We start from the raw sequence: 16,550 nt of genomic DNA, 5'->3' as shown, positions 1-16,550 counted from the left end.
GCTGTTCGTAGGGGCGCACCTTGTGTGCGCCCTGCTAACCGCAAGCACCAAGGGCGGATACAAGATCCGCCCCTACAGAACCGCAACACGCCGTAGGAGCGGCCGCTGGCCGCGATAATGGGATTAATCTCTGGTGGCTGTTCGTAGGGGCGCACCTTGTGTGCGCCCTGCTAACCGCAAGCACCAAGGGCGGATACAAGATCCGCCCCTACAATACCGCGCGCACACCGTGGGAGCGGCCCATGGCCGCGATACCCCACTGGAGCAGAGCCAAAAAAAAGCCCTGCCCCGGCAGCACCGGAGACAGGGCCCACACAGGCACATCCTGTGGTACCAAATTTTATTTTTTTACACGGGCGGATACAGGGCCCGCCCGTATCAACCAGCCGTTACTGGCACAGCCCCGCACTGGCGCTGGTGTCGTGGCTCAGGTTGCCGCCGGCCAGGTCACTCACGCAGAAGCCCACCTGTACATTGCCGCCGGCGGTGCCGGAACTCACCACCGTCGCAATGCCGCTGGCATCGGTGGTGGCGGTGGCGCCGGTCTCGGTGATGGTGCCGCTGAAGTTGCCGGTCACCGTCACGCCGCCCACGCCGCGGCCCAGGTCGTCCAGCACCGTCACGGTGGCGGTGGCGTACTTCTGGCCGCGGCCTGCAGACTGGGTGCCGGTCACCACGCTGGAGACATACATGGTGGTGGCCGCGGCAACGTCGCTGGCGGTGACATCGAAGCTGTCCTGGGCGGTGGCGCCCTGGTCGTCGGTGACGGTCAGGGTGACGGTGTAGGTACCGCTCACGGCATAGGTATGGGAGGGCGTTACACCGCTGCCGTTGCTGCCGTCACCGAAGTCCCAGGCGTAGCTGGCGATGGAACCGTCCGCATCGGTGCTGGCGCTGCCGTCGAAGCTGCAGCCCAGCCCGTCACAGTTGCCGCTGCCGCTGGCAACGGGTGCCTGGTTGCTGCTGCCGTCCAGGCCGTAGATATCGAAGTTGTCCCAGTAGTAGGTGTCGCCATTGAAGGTGTTGGGGTCGAACAGGATCACCAGGCTGTCCACCGCGTTTGCCGGCGTGCCGCCGTCGATGCGGTCGTCCAGCTCGAACTTCAGCCGCTGCCAGCCGCTGCCCTCGCCCACGTAGGCGGCGTACTTGGAATGGCGCCCGGTGGGGTAGTTGGTGGCGGTGGCCGTGGAGCTGTCCTCCAGCTGCACCAGGATCTGCGTGCCCGGGGCAGCGCTGGTGAACACGTCCATATAGAACGCCTTGTTGCCGGCCAGGAACGGGTCCGCATCCGGGATGGCGTTGGTGTCGGCGATGATCACATCGTACTGCGCCGCGGCATCGCGGGTGTACATGGCCACGGTGGCGGAGCCGTTGGTGGCGTCCGGGGCCGGGTTGGCCGCGTCCTGCACGAAGGTGCCGTCGGCGGTGGTATAGGCCAGCTGGCGGTTCGCCTCGAAGTCATCCAGCACCTGCTCCTGTACCAGCTTCGGCGCCACGTACACCGGCAGGCTCAGGTCGGCGCTGCCGCAGCTGTCGCTCACGCTTACCGCCACGTCGCCGCCGTTGCTGCCCCACTGCACGGTGATGGTGTCACTGCCGGCACCGGAGACCAGCGTGGCATCGGCAGGCAGGCTCCAGCTGAAGCCCGGGTTGCCGCCCACGGTACCGGCCACGGAATAGGTGGTGGTGGAGCCGTTCTCCACGATGCGGTCGCCGGTGATGGCCGGCTGGCCCTGGTCATACACGCGCACGTAATCCACCTGCATGGTCTGCGGCAGGGCGGAGTCATCCACCGGGCCGCCCAGGTTGCCGCCCACGGCCATATTCAGCAGGAAATGGTACTGGTAGTTCTCGAAGGTCCAGTAGGAGGAATCCGTCAGGTCCTGGGGCGTGAGGGTGGCGTACAGCTGGTCATCCACATACCAGCGCATCTCGTTCGGCTCCCACTCCAGCGCATAGGTGTGGAAGTCGGCCGACCAGGGCTCGGGCTGGGTCAGCAGCCGGTTGCCGGTAAAGGAATTGTCCGGGTAGGGCTGGCCGTAGTGCAGGGTGCCGGACACATACTCGTCCGCCTGGCCGGTGGACTCCATGATGTCGATCTCGCCGCTGGTGGGCCAGCCCACGTCCGGGTCGGTGGGCAGCATCCAGAAGGCGGGCCACATGCCGGCGCCGTCCGGCAGCTTGATGCGCGCCTCGAAGCGGCCGTTGGTCCACTCGCCACCGTTGGGCATGTTGGCGGTACGCAGGCGCGCGGAGGTATAGCCCTTGCTCTTTACCCGCTCCTTGCGTGCGGTAATGGTCAGGATGCCGTTTTCCACCACGGCATTCTCGGCCTGGTAATACTGCAACTCGTTGTTGCCCCAGCCGCAGATCCCGTAGGTGCAGCCGTCGCCGATCATCGGCTCCCACTTGGTGGTGTCCAGGGCGGTACCGTCGAAATTGTCTTCCCATACGGGAGTGGGACTCTGGCATTGCTGCCCGAAGGCCAGGGACGATGCCAGCATCGCCGCGCCGAACAGCACGCATTTATTTCTCTTATCGCTGTGCATACTCGATTTCCTCGATTTTATTTTCAAAGCACCGCCTCCAATTGGTGCGGTGCGCGCACCAAGTTAGCAACCCGCACAGCGGCGGGCTGTTGAAGCACTGCCCAAATCGCCGGGGCGGATCATATGCGCGGCGACGCGGAAGAAGTTGAGATAGACAAAAGTTAAAAAGTTGATCTGCGTGCCAGTGAATGTGACGCAGTTAGAACCGGGACGGGAAACAGGAAAAGAACCGCTGTACCGCAAAAAGAAACAAGGTGCCGAATCCGAACCGACAGCGGCCAGACCACAAGTACAATAAAAAGCCCCACCCATGAAGTTGAGGCTTCGGGGGGCAGCAGTGCGCCTTTCAGCTCACACTACTTCATGTGCCGATATGCTTACTGGTGCAGCGAAGCGCTGTCATGCACGCGCAGGCCGGCCACATACTCGGTAAAGAAGTAACCGGCATCGAGATTGTCATCCAGCACCCAAGACATCAGCACTGTGCCGTCGTGGGATACCTGGTACCAGTAGCGCATATCCTCACCCGGGGTATAGACACCGTCATCGCCATAGAACTGCAGCTCCAGTGAAGAGCTGGCCTCGTCGACAACCCATTCCCCCAGCACCGACAGGTCGCCCCAGGTATCGTAGGACCAGGTTTCGTTCAGCTCTGTGCCGTTGTTCTGCTTTGCCTTCAGGTATTGCGGATAGGCGAAGGTGCCGTCGGAATTCAGCACAACCTGCCCAGTACCCATGCCGACAGTGGTCCAGCCCGCGCCCACCTCGCTGTCTTTCCAGTACATGCGATAGGTGCTGCCGGACATAAGGTCGGCGAGACTCATGTTGACACCGGCCTCGGCCTCCAGCTCTGCCACCCGTGCAGAGAGCGCCTCGATAGCGTCGTACAGTTCGGCCAGCTGCCCGCCACCGCCCGCGGCGGGACCGGGCTCGGCAGGCGGCTGCGCGGCCGCCGCGCCACTGAAAAGGATTACCGCCGACAACAATACAGAATTGATACCCTTCAAGGTCATACTTGTTTCCCCAAACTTTATTAGTAAGCGTATTTAGAACTCCGCTTTTGGCCATTGCTCTCGGCTAGGGGCCGAAAAAGCAGGCACTGCACAGGCGGAGTTTTCCAGGCGGGAGGGGCAAGCCCGAAGTGAAGAGTAAATGGGCCGGACAAGCGAGCTGCAACGCTGCAACAATGAACAGAGGCTAGCCGGCCAAAGCACAGCGTCACCCTGAGTGAAGGCAATCCATTACCTTAAATGTGAACTTCCCTGTCCCGTACACCTCCTGTCTGCTCACGGTTACGGTGAACACCTACAAAGTGCCGACTGGCGCACAAACCGTAAATAGCCCAATAGGGCTAAATTCCGCCCATTGGCGTTCAATTTCCCTCTGGGCGTACCAGTTACAGGCGATGAAGCAGAAGCGAAGAAAGTGATGTCGGCTGAAAAATTAAGGTAGGTGGGGGCAGTTAATTTATGACAGTTAATATAGAGCGAGCGTGGGTGCAGGGACGACGGGTCGGCCCCCGCGTCGTCCTGTCGCTGGGCCGGGGCACCAACGCAGGCCGGCACCCCGGAACACCATAAGGTCAAAGGCCTATTGGGGACTGAAGGCGCGGCCTGCGAGCGACCAGGTAATTGCCAGCAGGCAAGTCACTTGGCAAACAGCTCCGCCTCAATATCCCGGAAGCCCTTGAACTCCAGCGCATTGCCACTGGGGTCCATAAAGAACATGGTGCCCTGCTCCCCGGGCTGCCCGGCAAAGCGGATATAGGGCTCAATCACAAATTCCTGCACAAACCCCCGCGCCCGCTCGGCAAACGCCTGCCACTGGTCAAACGGCAGCACCACGCCAAAGTGCGGCACCGGCACCCCGTGGCCGTCCACATGGTTGGCAATGGCCGGCACCTGGCCGTCGCGGCCAATGGCCGGATTCAGGTGGGTCACAAGCTGGTGCCCGAAGAAGTTCCAGTCCACCCACTCATCGGAGCTGCGGCCCTCGGCAAAGCCCATCTTGGTGCCATAGAAATCCCGCGCCTCGGGAATATCGCGGACCTGGATGGCCAGGTGAAAGGGAGTCAGTTGCATGGTGCATCCTCAGCAATAACAGCGTGAAGGGAGTATGCACGGAGAGCCAGGGGAAGGAAAAGCGGCGGAAGGGGCAGAAACGGGGGGGGGAGGTAGAGAGAGGGAAGTGAAAGGGAGGGAGGGGAAAGGGAGCGGGCCCTGGGGGTGGCCATCGCTCCCGGATAAGGCCAGGGGCCGCCACAATGGCGACCCCGGGAATCAGGCAGCGCTTACTTCCAGAACTGCCACCACTTCTTGCTGTTCTCCTCACGGGCGGCCTGGCCCTGCTCGGAGCCCTTGCCCAGCTCCTTGCGCTCCTGCTCGGCCTTCTTCGCGGCCTGCTTGGCCATGCCCTTGTTGTCCTTGGCGTCCTCCATGTGCCCTTCGTGTGCCATGTCAGCCTTCTTTTCGGCCATCATGCGCTTGTGCTCCGCCATGGCCTTCTTCTCCTCGGCGGTCAGACGCTTCTCCTCTGAGACCGCGGCCTTCTCCTTGGCCTGCAGACGCTTCTGCTCCGCCATCATCTGCTTCTCTTCAGCCATGGCGCGCTTCTCGTCCATGCGGGCCTGGGCTTCTGCGGGGATCTTGGTTTCCTTCATCTCCTTGCCGGCAGCCTCGGGCTGCTGGGCCAGGGCCGGGGCAGAGAGAACCAGACTTGTTACCAGGTAGGGGAGTGCCTTCTTCATAGTCAGGCTCCTTATGGTTGGAGGAACGTAAAATTTTATAACTATTCGTAATTACAGCTCAGTGCAATGCCACAGCTGCCATACGAATGAAGCTTGTGGCGGAGGTTACGGAATTCAACCTTAATTAGAGCTGAATGGCCGCTGTTAGCTGCGTTCGTAACTTCTAGCAATCAGCTCTTTGGCAAGCTCTAATTCCGCTGGTTCCCTGACAACCAACTCAAAGTCACCGGTAGCCCAGTGACCGATATTGGTTACGTTTCGGGCATTCGGATATTCATCCGCTTGCTCACCGGGAAGCTTGAGGTAAATTACCAATCGCGGGTCACTATTACCGTGCACTACCAGCACAGAAGCGAAATTTTTGATTCTCTTGAATGCCGTATAAAGCTTCACCTCCTTCCGCTGAACCTCATCACCAAGCTGTTCGGCAAATTGACAGATTTCTTCATAGAGTTTTATCAGCGAATCAGGAGCATCTGCCAATCTTTCGGCCTGCCCCTTGTCTGGACCACGGTGCTTCGTACTTGGCTCCGTTGTCGTGACCGCGGCAGGTGTCGTGCTCGCAATCACCTGGTTCGCACTGTGGGCATTCACAAGCTCTAAGAGCAACAGTTCGTTACCAAAGTACCGATAGCGCATCAGCTCGATATTACGGTTTATTTGCTGTACTGCGTGTTCATCGAATCGATTAAAATCGGATGCGATGCAAATCAAGCGCGTTCCGGACCACTCAATATTTTCAGCGTTATCTTTTCCAAGCTTCTCCATCACCAGCCATTTGAACTCTGCTTGGTGATCCAGTAGCCAATCGAGATAGAAGAGTCCCTGGTTGATCACGTTCTCGTTCTTGTTACGCTTATATTCGATGATGACTGGGCAGCCATTTTCGTCGAGGCCCAGGGAATCAATGCGGCCTTTGTGTGTCTTGCCGGTACTGTATTCACTGGCTAAGAAGTGAACACCGAGGAACGCGAGCATGTGGGCTTCGATCTTTTCCTGAAGATCCCGTTCTAGTGGTGCCGCTGAACCTGGCAGTTCGATAACAGCGTCACTTTGAAGTGCAAATAGTTTGATATCGCTCATAGCCCCATCAATCCCAAGAGTCACTCGCTAATTTATCAACCGATAGCTGTGACTGCTACGGCCCTTGTTCATAGGTAGCGCAAATAGTTAGCTTAATGCTTAACCAGCCAGCCTTCTAAAACTGTCTGCAAAGAGGGGTTGGTTGATTTATGATCAAGATGTACAAATTATTTTGATGAGAACTATGTCACGTTATTGCTCCCAGTTGCCGCCCTAAGTACCATGTGGCGTTGGTCAACTTCTAGGATTAGAAGGGACATTTACTGGTTCTGATGGGTTTGTAGATACCAGGGCAGAATAAGAATCTACGGGGATGGGGGACTGCGGACTGACTTTGGGGATGTGGTCAGTCGTTCTCGATATGAATAAAAAACAATCACCCAACTTCAGCTTCCTGAAACAGCACGAATCGCTGTTGCTCCAGCTTGCCACGACTGCAGAGCAGGCATTTATAGCCGATCCAAACACCACCCTTCTCAAACTGCGCCAACTAGGCGAAGCAACTGCACAAGATATCGCCAGCAGCCTGGGTATCCAGCTGGAGGAGCGTACTAGCCAGCATGAGTTATTGCGCAAAATTCGCGATGAAGTTGAGCTCGACAGGGAAGAGGTAGAAACCTGCCATGCCATCCGTGTGGTCGGTAACGAAGTCAATCACGAGTTCATATCCAAGGATCCAAACGATGAACCCGCTAGCGAACTGATGGCCAGTATCCAAAAAGAACGTGAAGCTGCAGCCACGTTCGCTGAGGCCGCGAAGAAAGCCACAAGCAAACCGCGCATTAAGAAGGCGGCAGTAGTCTGAATACTACTTATCCTAGTGGTTGAGTCCAGTTGTTATTTGGCTTAATCACTGTAACTGCGAGATTCGCAATAACTATAAGAACGCTTGCTTCCAGGCAAGCCGCGCATCGAGTTAGGTTTGAATATGACGGTCTCCTCCACCGAAGATCAGAAAGCCCTACAGGCGCTAGAGAACTTGCGCACGCGCCTGCTGGATCTCACGGCCAGAAACCGCTTGATCAACTTCCGCCACACTAAGGGTGGCAGCCTGCGCGTTATCGACGAATTGCCCGATCAGCTGGTGAGCCAATTGCTGGATGGCAAGGAGCTGCGCTTTCAGGCGGTGCCGGAACCCAAAGAGCGGGAACTGATAGATGCCGGCTATCTGCGCTGGGATGAGGAAACGCGCAAGCTAGAGGAGCTGCGTAAGAGCCCGACCGCGGAAGAGTGGGCCAAGCATCTGGGATTATCCACCAGTTACGAGATGCCGTTCCCCGGCTCTGAGGAAACGGCTGCGCCCGACAAGCATACCGACGATGCCATCCAGACGCTGTTTTATCCCTATGAGATGGAGGCGCGCCTCAAGACCTTGTTGCAAAGCGCCGAATCCGCCATTCAGGAAATGGGCACCAATATCCTGTATCTGGCGTGCGGCTTCCTCGACTGGTATGAATCCAATGACAGCGATGCGGTGCGCCCGGCGCCCCTATTTTTGGTGCCGGTAAAACTGCGCAAGGGCACGCTCAATCGCCAGGCCGGCACCTACGAATATACTTTGACCTATTCCGGTGAGGACTTGATTCCCAACCTGTCGCTGCGGGAGAAGCTGCGGCAGGACTTCGGACTAGCACTGCCGGAGCTGGATGAAACGACGACACCGGAAGATTACTTCGCGCGCGTGCAGGAGCTGATCGACGAGACTCAGCCCCGCTGGCGTGTGCGGCGCTACATCTCCCTGGCGCTGCTCAACTTCAGCAAATTGCTGATGTATCTCGATCTGGATCCCGATCGCTGGCCGGAAGATGCCTCTCTCCTCGATCATGCCCTCGTCTCCCGTTTCCTGTCGGGGCTGCAGCAATCCGAGCAGGAGCGCGACAGTGAGTTTGGCTTTGAAGAAGAACACCCGATCGACGAGCTGGCCAATGTCCATGACAACTATCCGCTGATCAGTGAGGCGGATAGCTCCCAGCACAGCGCGTTGGTCGATGCGATCGATGGTAAAAACTTGGTGATTGAGGGGCCACCGGGCACTGGCAAATCGCAAACCATTACCAACTTGATCGCCGCCGCCATGGGGCAAGGCAAGAAGGTGCTGTTCGTGGCGGAAAAGCTGGCCGCGCTGGAAGTGGTACGCAGCCGCCTCGATGCGGCGGGACTCGGTGACTTTGTCCTCGAGCTGCACAGTCACAAAACCCAGAAGCGCAAACTGCTCGACGATATAAGCCGCCGCCTGCAAAAGCACCGGCGCTTCCGGGCTCCCAAGGATATCGAGCTGGAAATCCAGCACTATGAGCAATTGAAAGTCGCGCTGTCCAGTTACGCCGAAAAAGTAAACAAGCCTTGGCAACAGACGGGCAAGAGTCTGCATGAGATCTTTACTGCCGCCACACGCTATCGAACGGAATTAGGCCAGGATGCCGAGGCCTACCGCCCGAAAGACTTCAATGCGGCGAGCTATACAGCGCTAGAGCAACGCCAACAGCTCAATCTGACCAGCAAATATCGCAACGTATATCACGCAATAGCGAATCAACTGGGTGAAGATGCAACGCTTGAGCAACATCCCTGGTGCGGCATCAACAACACCAGCCTGCAAGCCTTCGAATATCCCGCGGTGCAACAGTCGTTGGGCGATTGGCAGCAATCCATCCAAGACCTGCAACAGCTGCTAGCAGACTACGCTGCTCAGTTTGGCTGTGATATGGCTGAACTCGCTGAAAGCCCTGAGGATACGCGCGAGCTACTCACGGCTATAGACGCGTTGCCGGAGCTCAGCGGAGATGAGGTACTCGAGCCCTTACCAAAGCTCCGCGGCGAATTGTACAAGGCGACTCGGGAATATTTTGAGCTAACCAGTGCGATACAGCGTAATTTCGCAGAGCTATCGAAAGTAGTTCCAGCAGAGTTGCTGGATGATCCGGCGCTGGCGGATAAGGCCCACAAAGGTGGCAAAGCACTTGGGGAGTTGGTTGTCGAGGACGTACCGCTACACCAATTGCGCGATGGCCTCCAGCGCATGGCGACAGCGGAAGAGACGCTCGGCTGGATGGAAGAGCCTCTGGGGCAAGTGAAATCCGCGTTGGGTAGTGGCGCCGCAAGCTGGGAAGTGAATACTCCCGATGGCCTTGTGCAGCTCAAGCAGGCTATTGAGCTGGTCGCGGCACTCGACAGTACCTATAGCAGCCAGAGAGATGATCTGTTTGAAGAAGAAGACTTGGATCAGCTGCTGCCAGCGCTTGCGAGTGAGCTGAAGGAACTGCGTGCACAGAGAGCGGGCCTCGAGAAGCTATACCAGATCGAACAAGCACCGGGTGCGGAAGAGCTTCGCAAGCTCCAGTGCACTTTGCAGTCCGGTGGACTATTCCGCTGGTTTAGTGGTGAGTGGCGCACGGCTCGTAAAACAGTCAAGGCGTTCTTTATACACAGCTCTAGCAGCATAAATATTGCCGCTGCAAAGCTCGAAGAACTCGCGACTTTTCGCGACCGACTAATGCAGTTGGAGCAGAACAAAAAGTATCAGCACAGGTTAAGGGCACGTTTTGAGGGTCTGGATACCGACGACGAGGCCCTGATTGCCTTGCGCAAGTGGTACAAGCACGTGCGTGATGTGTACGGTATCGGCTTTGGACCGCAGGCCGCTGTCGGCGACGCCATTCTCGCTATGACGAGTGGCACTATGAAGGCGATACGCGAGCTAGCCCGTAAAAAGGTGCCGGAGCAGATTACCAGGATCAAGACGGATATTGACTGGTTAAGAACCTTATACAAACCCGCAGCGCGCCTGCACAAGGAAAATATTACGTTGCGCGGTGCGAATAGTATTTATCGCGATTTGCAGGAAAAAACAGAAGCTGCCTTGCGAGATTGCGGCTCCGGAGCCGCTGATGGAAATCTGACGATAAAAGCGCTGCAAGACCTCCTGCAGTCGATTTCAACGCTACATAGCAAAGTACAAACTTGGCAGCAACTGGATCTCGATCAACGCTATTTTGGTGGCGCTTTTGAACTGGCCATCGGCCGCGAAGTTAATGCGCAACAGAGTCTGAGAAGGCTTGAGACTACTTTGAGGCTGTCGGCTCAAATAGCTACCGCTATCCCCAGTAGCGGGGTGCGAGAGTTTATCTACAGCAATCCGCGCGCAGAGTCCTTCGACCTACTCGCGCAATTTCAACAGCATGGCAACGCTGCCCTAGAGGTATATGAGAATACAAAGAGCGCATTTGATCGCTTAGTGAGCCTCAACCTCAAACAGTGGACATCTCACTTCGGCAATGCTTTCGACGGGTTGATCGCCAAGAACGACGTCGCATTGCGTCAGCCGGAGTGGATCGACAGTTGGCTCAGCTTTATTCGAGAGAGTGAGCTGATGGCGGCCAGTGGTCTGGAAGCGTTGGCGAAATCGGTAATCGATGGTGAGCTATCCATCGATCAGCTTGACCTTGCGCTGAAAGCTGGTGTTTATCAAGCCTTGGCAAAAGCTGCCCTTTCATTAGATCCTGAACTAGCCCGCTTTTCCGGCCATTCACAGGCCGCGCTGCAACAGCAGTTCAGGGAGTGCGACAAAAAGCTGCTGGATTTACAGCGAGAGCAGCTGGCTTGGAAAATCGACCGCGTCAAGGTGCCTGCGGGCCAAGATGGTCGCGCCAGTGATCGGACAGAAAGAGTACTTCTCGAGCGTGAGATCAGCAAGAAGACCCGACATATCCCGATTCGCCAGCTGGTGCGCCGTGCCAGTGGCGCCCTCAGCGCATTGAAACCCTGCTTTATGATGGGCCCTATGTCGGTGTCCCAGTATCTTGAGCCTGGCGAAGTATCCTTCGACTTGATCGTAATGGATGAAGCTTCGCAGATTCGTCCACAGGATGCTTTGGGTGCGGTTGCCCGGGGCGCGCAGCTGGTGGTCGTGGGTGACCCAAAGCAGCTTCCCCCCACCAGCTTCTTCGATAAGCTTGTCGATGACGACGCTGAGGATCCAACTGGCCTGGAGGAATCTGAGAGTATTCTTGATGCGACCTTACCGATGTTCCCTGCGCGCCGCCTGCGCTGGCATTATCGCTCGCAGCACGAGAGCCTTATTGCTTTTTCAAATGCGTCTTTTTACGAGAGCAACTTAGTGCTCTTCCCCTCGCCTCATAAAGAGTCGCCACAGTACGGAATCCAATATCAGCGGATTAAAGGTGGGTGTTTTGTAGGGCGCAAGAATATCAAGGAAGCCCAAGCAATCACTGCCGCTGTTCGTCGGCACTTATTGTCTTGCGCCAATGAAACTATCGGCATTGTTGCAATGAATGCCGAGCAGAAACGCCTAATCGAGGATTCCCTAGAAACACTGGCCAAAGAAGACGCGCATTTCGGCGAAAAACTTGCTGCGAATCAAGCTGGTGAGGAAGGTCTGTTCGTCAAAAACCTGGAAAATGTCCAGGGTGATGAGCGCGATGTCATCCTGATCTCAATGACCTACGGCCCAGCGGAACCAGGGGCGAGGCCACATCAGCGATTTGGACCGATCAACTCCGATACGGGCTGGCGCCGGCTGAATGTACTCTTCACACGCTCTCGTAAGCGGATGCAGATCTTCAGTTCCTTGGATTCTGATGACGTCGTCGTCGGATCCGGATCAAGGCGTGGTGTGAAGTCTCTGAAGGAGTTTCTCCGCTATTGCGAGCGCGGCATGCTCGTACCTACCGAAGAAATATCCGGTCGAGGGCCTGACAGTGACTTCGAAGTGGCTGTAATGAATATGCTGCGGGACGAAGGCTTTGAGTGTGTCCCGCAAGTCGGTGTGGATGGATTCTTTATTGACATTGGCGTACTCGATCCGGGCAATCCCGGCAAGTACCTTATGGGCATAGAATGTGATGGCGCCACTTACCATTCAGCTAAGTCGGCCAGGGACAGGGACCGCTTACGGCAAAGCATTCTCGAACGACTTGGTTGGAAAATTCGCCGAATCTGGTCGACAGATTGGTTCAAAAATCCGCATGGCGAATTGCAGCCAATCGTACGTGAGCTGCATGAGCTGAAAAGTGAGCCCGCTACCGCTCCGCACGTAGAAGAAGAGAAAGGTGCTGACGTTCGGCAGCTTGAGGATGAACAGCCTGGACTCTTCGACGATTCGTTACCCGAAAGGTCAAACTCGTCAGAGTCTGTGCAAGCTGAACTTGTTTTGGATGGTGCGTTAGAGGAAGAGATTGATCTACGAGAGGCGTTGCTCAAGCTTGATCGTGAGATGATCAGGGCGGATCTGCCAGATACACCTGAGGAACGCCGTCTGCTCCGCCCGGCAATGCTCGAGGCGTTTCTGGAGTTTGAGCCAACAAGCAAGTCTGAATTCCTGGAGGTAATTCCTGGATATTTACGTGAAGGGACAGAACCGGAAGAAGGGAGGCGTTTCCTAAATGCGGTCTTTGCCCTAATCAATGGATATGAGCTAGAGGAGCTGGATCAAGTATGAGTGATATCAATGGCTGGATGGTCCGTGCGGGGCGTGGCGGTAAGTATTTTGAAGAGTTTGCTGAAGGCAAAGTAGCCATAGGTTGGAATGCTCTGGGTGATCTCACTCAGTATGCGAATATCGATGCTCTGCGTGAGGCCTATATTGCGGAATATGGGAACGCCAAGCCCAGTCAAACCAATAACGCCGTTGCCATGCTCCGAAAATTTCGGGACGAAGTTCGTGAAGGTAACGTGGCGATCACCTACAGCTCTGAGACCCGCAAGTATCTCATTGGCACTGTGAGGTCAGAGTACGAGTATTGTCCACCCGATGAAGGTGAAGAAGGCTTTGCTCAAGTCCACCGGGTTCATTGGCGTGGTGAAGTGTCACGAGATCTGCTCAGCACCAAGACCAAAAACTCCCTCGGTTCCACTCTCACGCTCTTCTCACTCAATCAGGAAGTGATTAACGAGCTTGAGGGGGCACTGTCTGGCCGCCCGCCAGAGCCTGCGGCATCTGAGGGTGCTGGTGATGAAGTAGTTGACCTGAAAGACCAAGTTGTTTCACAGAGTCACGAACTAATCAAAGACAAGTTACAGTCGCTTGGACCGGAGGAGATGGAGGAAATGGCTGCGGCCGTGCTTCGAGCCATGGGCTACAAGACCAAGGTTTCACCCAAGGGACCAGACCGTGGTGTCGACGTGCTGGCCTCCCCTGATGGCTTAGGACTTACTCAGCCGCGGATCAAAGTCGAAGTAAAGCATCGTGAAGGAAGCATGGGTGCTCAGCAGCTTCGAAGTTTTCTCGGTGCGCTCCGTGAAGGTGACACCGGTCTTTACCTCAGTACCGGTGGTTTCACTAAGGATGCGCGTTACGAAGCTGAGCGCGCGACCATGCCGGTGACATTAGTTGACATGGATGACTTGGCCGATCTTGTGGTGGCTCATTATGAGAATTTCGATCTTGAAGGAAGGGCTTTAATGCCCATGATCCGTCTTTATTGGCCAGCAGAATAGAGGTAGTTTCTATAGATGCCTTAGTCGTATGGACGGAGTACTGATTAAGTGATGGATAGAGTAAAAATTTCTGAAGTCGCCTTTCGGGTGAGCCAGGCATATTTCAATGCTTACGCCTCGGTCAGCGGTAAGGTCGATTCGTCATGCCTGGATCTCGATAGTTCTGTGCATTTCGAAATTACGTCTGTGCCAGATCAATTTGATTTTTATTCGGATAGTAAGCGTTTCAGGAATGAAAAATTAAGAATCAAAGAGCTTAATAAATTTCTATGCTTTTTGACTCCAGAGGGGCTGAATATTGCTGAGCTTCATGAAGGTAAGGCGGTTGGTTTCGAGGCGGCAAAAACTAAGCTCGCCGAATATGGTATCGATTCAGCTATCAGTTGGAGTTTTCGTTATTAGAGGATCAAAAATGGTATTCTGTCGTATCGAAGCATTTTTGCTAAAAGCTCTAGAGCTTCCTCCACATAATAGCCCCTAGAGGGCCGTGAGTGCAGTGGTGTGGCGGAAGAATCGGAACAGCCTATGGGCTGTTATGACCCTCCGGGCTTCGCACGTTGCGCTCGTTTCAAATTGCCCGCGCAATTTGTCGAACCGCGGTGGGTCCCATCCGGTCTCTGGAGCCGGAAGAATCGTAACAGTCTAAGGGCTGTTACGACCCTCGCGGGCTTCGCGCTGGGCGCTCGTTGCTAGACGCTGTCGCGTCTGGTCGAACCACATCGGTGGTTCTCATCCCCCGCCAGACACCAAGCATAAAAAAAGCCCCGTCCGTGAGGACGGGGCTTTGTTTTATGGTGCCCGGAGGCGGAATCGAACCACCGACACGGGGATTTTCAATCCCCTGCTCTACCGACTGAGCTATCCGGGCTTCGCTGTTTGCGGGGCTTCCCCTGCGTCGCGAGGCGCGTATTAAACCCGCTCTGGCGGGGAGAGTCAACCCCTTGATTGCACAATAGTTTTTCCGGTTAGCGAGTGCTCACTATTTGGCCGCCTGAGGGGCGGTAGGTGGGTGTGAGCGCCCGCCTTCCAGTCTAGCTGCTCCCCGCTGATTCGCTTACTGCTCTTCCGGTGGGACGTAGCCTTCGGCGGCGTCGTAGCTTTCGCCGCTCAGGAACTTCTGCATCTGCTCCGCCAGGTAGGCGCGGGTGGAGGGTTCCATCATGTTGAGGCGCTTTTCGTTGATGAGCATGGTCTGGTGGGCCAGCCATTCCTGCCAGGCCTTTTTGGAGACGTTCTCGAAGATGTCCTGGCCTTTGGGGCCGGGCATGGGGGGCGCGTCCAGGCCTTCGAGTTCCTGTTGGTATTTGCGACAGAATACGGTTCTGGACATGTTGGTCTCCGGGGTTGGGTTGTTTGGTTTTGCCGTGGCCGTGGCGTCCGTCGGTTATCGCAGCCAGCGGCCGCTCTTACGGGTCAGTGCCTCGATCTGGTTTGATCGCGGCCATGGGCCGCTCCTACGGCGTTGTGGCGCGTTACATAGGCTCTAACAAGGGGGCGCGGAAGGCGTCCAGTTGTTTGGCCAGTTTGGCGATCGGGGCCGGCAGGCCCAGGTCCTGTGCCGCCCTGGGGCGGTTGAGCTGGCGCAGTTTATACCAGTCGCCGCCGGGCTCTGTCACCCGGCCGGCCTCCAGCTGACTCCGGCTGGCCAGCTGGATCCATACCGGGCTGATGTCCAGGTGGAAGTGGGTGAAGGTGTGGCGCATGGGGGGCAGCGGCTGTACCTGGCTGGGGTCGATATCCCGCGCGGCCAGCCATTCCTGGGCGCTGGCCTCCCCGCCGTCGTCGCCCTCCAGCTGCGGCGGTACCCACAGGCCGCCCCAGATGCCGCTGGGCGGGCGCTGTTGCAGGTAGAGGTCGCCGTCGTGCTCGATCAGCAGCATGGTGGTGAGGCGCACTGGCTTTTCTTTCTTCGGCTTCTTGCCCGGGTAGTCCTGCGGGTTGCCCTGGGCGCGGGCGATGCAGTCGCTGGCCAGGGGGCAGGTGTCGCATTTGGGTTTGCTGCGGGTACAGACGGTGGCGCCCAAGTCCATCATGGCCTGGGTGTAGTCGTTGCAGCGCTTTGCCGGGGTGTAGCCCTCGGCCAGGGCCCAGAGTTCCTTTGCCACTCTGGTCTGGCCCGGCCAGCCGTCCACGGCGTGGAAGCGGGCCAGTACCCGTTTCACGTTGCCGTCCAGGATGGGGGCGTTGATGCCCATGCTGATGCTGGCGATGGCGCCGGCGGTGGAGCGGCCGATGCCGGGCAGGCTGGCCAGTGCCTCCACGTCCCGGGGGAATTCCCCGCCGTGTTCTTCCATCACCGTCTGCGCGCACTTGTGCAGGTTGCGGGCGCGGGCGTAGTAGCCCAGGCCGCTCCAGTGGGCCAGGACCCGGTCCTGGGAGGCGCTGGCCAGGTCTGCCAGGGTGGGGAAGCTGGCCATAAAGCGCTGGAAGTAGGGGATGACGGCGGTGACCTGGGTCTGCTGCAGCATGATTTCCGATACCCACACCCGGTAGGGGTTGATGTCCTGTTGCCAGGGCAGGTCCTTGCGGCCGTGTCGGTCGAACCATTTGAGGACGGCCTGGTGGAATTGGGTTGGGGACATCGCGGGTGGTGGTGTGGGGTTGCTGCGGGTGTGGGGAGTTTACCAGAGGTGGCGGGGGGTTGGCTTGGGGGCAGAGGTTGGGGGTTGTGCCTGTGGTGGGTCGCGGCCAGCGGCCGCTCCTACGGGGTGTGTAAG

The 16,550-nt window shown here is 57.2% G+C and carries 11 protein-coding genes and 1 tRNA gene; 4 read left to right on the top strand and 8 right to left on the bottom strand.

Translation table 11 applies throughout. The features are described from left to right. Positions 1–389: 389 nt before the first annotated feature. The 5 genes from LVD10_RS04260 to LVD10_RS04240 form a co-directional block, all read right to left on the bottom strand. The gene (locus LVD10_RS04260) at positions 390–2,549 is read right to left on the bottom strand and encodes a PKD domain-containing protein (protein WP_237062021.1); all 2,160 of its coding nucleotides are present in this window, start codon (positions 2,547–2,549) and stop codon (positions 390–392) included. A 377-nt stretch (positions 2,550–2,926) separates the two neighbouring features. Beyond that, on the bottom strand, positions 2,927–3,562 hold the full coding sequence (locus LVD10_RS04255; protein ID WP_237062019.1) for a hypothetical protein: 636 nt from the start codon (positions 3,560–3,562) through the stop codon (positions 2,927–2,929). A gap of 633 nt (positions 3,563–4,195) precedes the next feature. Continuing rightward, on the bottom strand, positions 4,196–4,630 hold the full coding sequence (locus LVD10_RS04250) for a VOC family protein (RefSeq protein ID WP_237062018.1): 435 nt from the start codon (positions 4,628–4,630) through the stop codon (positions 4,196–4,198). A gap of 209 nt (positions 4,631–4,839) precedes the next feature. Continuing rightward, positions 4,840–5,295 (bottom strand): hypothetical protein, encoded by a 456-nt coding sequence (locus LVD10_RS04245; protein WP_237062017.1) that lies wholly within the window; start codon positions 5,293–5,295, stop codon positions 4,840–4,842. 144 nt (positions 5,296–5,439) lie between these two features. Continuing rightward, positions 5,440–6,378: a DUF5655 domain-containing protein gene (locus tag LVD10_RS04240; protein ID WP_237062015.1), complete on the bottom strand. Its 939-nt coding sequence runs from the start codon at positions 6,376–6,378 to the stop codon at positions 5,440–5,442. Positions 6,379–6,739: 361 nt separating this feature from the next. Here LVD10_RS04240 and LVD10_RS04235 point away from each other — a divergent pair, with 361 nt between their 5' ends. From LVD10_RS04235 to LVD10_RS04220, 4 genes are all read left to right on the top strand, one after another. Then, the gene (locus LVD10_RS04235; RefSeq protein WP_237062013.1) at positions 6,740–7,183 is read left to right on the top strand and encodes a DUF4145 domain-containing protein; all 444 of its coding nucleotides are present in this window, start codon (positions 6,740–6,742) and stop codon (positions 7,181–7,183) included. Between the two features lie 123 nt (positions 7,184–7,306). Further along, a complete protein-coding gene (hhe, locus tag LVD10_RS04230) occupies positions 7,307–12,835 on the top strand; it encodes a DUF4011 domain-containing anti-phage protein Hhe (RefSeq protein WP_237062012.1) in 5,529 nt (1,842 codons plus the stop codon). Beyond that, on the top strand, positions 12,832–13,833 hold the full coding sequence (locus LVD10_RS04225; RefSeq protein ID WP_237062011.1) for a restriction endonuclease: 1,002 nt from the start codon (positions 12,832–12,834) through the stop codon (positions 13,831–13,833). The genes hhe and LVD10_RS04225 overlap by 4 nt, the downstream gene beginning before the upstream one ends. Before the next feature lie 48 nt (positions 13,834–13,881). Then, entirely contained in the window at positions 13,882–14,235 is a 354-nt protein-coding gene (locus LVD10_RS04220) for a hypothetical protein (protein WP_237062010.1), read from the top strand. A 390-nt stretch (positions 14,236–14,625) separates the two neighbouring features. Here LVD10_RS04220 and LVD10_RS04215 read toward each other — a convergent pair. The 3 genes from LVD10_RS04215 to mutY all read right to left on the bottom strand — a co-directional run bounded on the left by LVD10_RS04215 (position 14,626) and on the right by mutY (position 16,415). After that, positions 14,626–14,701 (bottom strand) — tRNA-Phe (locus LVD10_RS04215). A 186-nt stretch (positions 14,702–14,887) separates the two neighbouring features. Then, positions 14,888–15,163 (bottom strand): oxidative damage protection protein, encoded by a 276-nt coding sequence (locus tag LVD10_RS04210; protein WP_232939975.1) that lies wholly within the window; start codon positions 15,161–15,163, stop codon positions 14,888–14,890. Positions 15,164–15,305: 142 nt separating this feature from the next. After that, positions 15,306–16,415 (bottom strand): A/G-specific adenine glycosylase, encoded by a 1,110-nt coding sequence (gene mutY / locus LVD10_RS04205; RefSeq protein WP_237062007.1) that lies wholly within the window; start codon positions 16,413–16,415, stop codon positions 15,306–15,308. Between the last annotated feature and the right edge of the window lie 135 nt (positions 16,416–16,550).

This window comes from Microbulbifer zhoushanensis, assembly GCF_021729055.1.
Lineage (GTDB): Bacteria > Pseudomonadota > Gammaproteobacteria > Pseudomonadales > Cellvibrionaceae > Microbulbifer > Microbulbifer zhoushanensis.
The sequence above is the reverse complement of the archived record's forward strand: the minus strand, read 5'-3'. Positions and strand labels throughout refer to the sequence as shown.

What these genes read in the sequence shown, in the direction of transcription:
- LVD10_RS04260 (WP_237062021.1), bottom strand. Translation starts at nt 2,549, where the DNA reads ATGCACAGCGATAAGAGAAATAAATGCGTGCTGTTCGGCGCGGCGATG.
- LVD10_RS04255 (WP_237062019.1), bottom strand. Translation starts at nt 3,562, where the DNA reads ATGACCTTGAAGGGTATCAATTCTGTATTGTTGTCGGCGGTAATCCTT.
- LVD10_RS04250 (WP_237062018.1), bottom strand. Translation starts at nt 4,630, where the DNA reads ATGCAACTGACTCCCTTTCACCTGGCCATCCAGGTCCGCGATATTCCC.
- LVD10_RS04245 (WP_237062017.1), bottom strand. Translation starts at nt 5,295, where the DNA reads ATGAAGAAGGCACTCCCCTACCTGGTAACAAGTCTGGTTCTCTCTGCC.
- LVD10_RS04240 (WP_237062015.1), bottom strand. Translation starts at nt 6,378, where the DNA reads ATGAGCGATATCAAACTATTTGCACTTCAAAGTGACGCTGTTATCGAA.
- LVD10_RS04235 (WP_237062013.1), top strand. Translation starts at nt 6,740, where the DNA reads ATGAATAAAAAACAATCACCCAACTTCAGCTTCCTGAAACAGCACGAA.
- hhe (WP_237062012.1), top strand. Translation starts at nt 7,307, where the DNA reads ATGACGGTCTCCTCCACCGAAGATCAGAAAGCCCTACAGGCGCTAGAG.
- LVD10_RS04225 (WP_237062011.1), top strand. Translation starts at nt 12,832, where the DNA reads ATGAGTGATATCAATGGCTGGATGGTCCGTGCGGGGCGTGGCGGTAAG.
- LVD10_RS04210 (WP_232939975.1), bottom strand. Translation starts at nt 15,163, where the DNA reads ATGTCCAGAACCGTATTCTGTCGCAAATACCAACAGGAACTCGAAGGC.
- mutY (WP_237062007.1), bottom strand. Translation starts at nt 16,415, where the DNA reads ATGTCCCCAACCCAATTCCACCAGGCCGTCCTCAAATGGTTCGACCGA.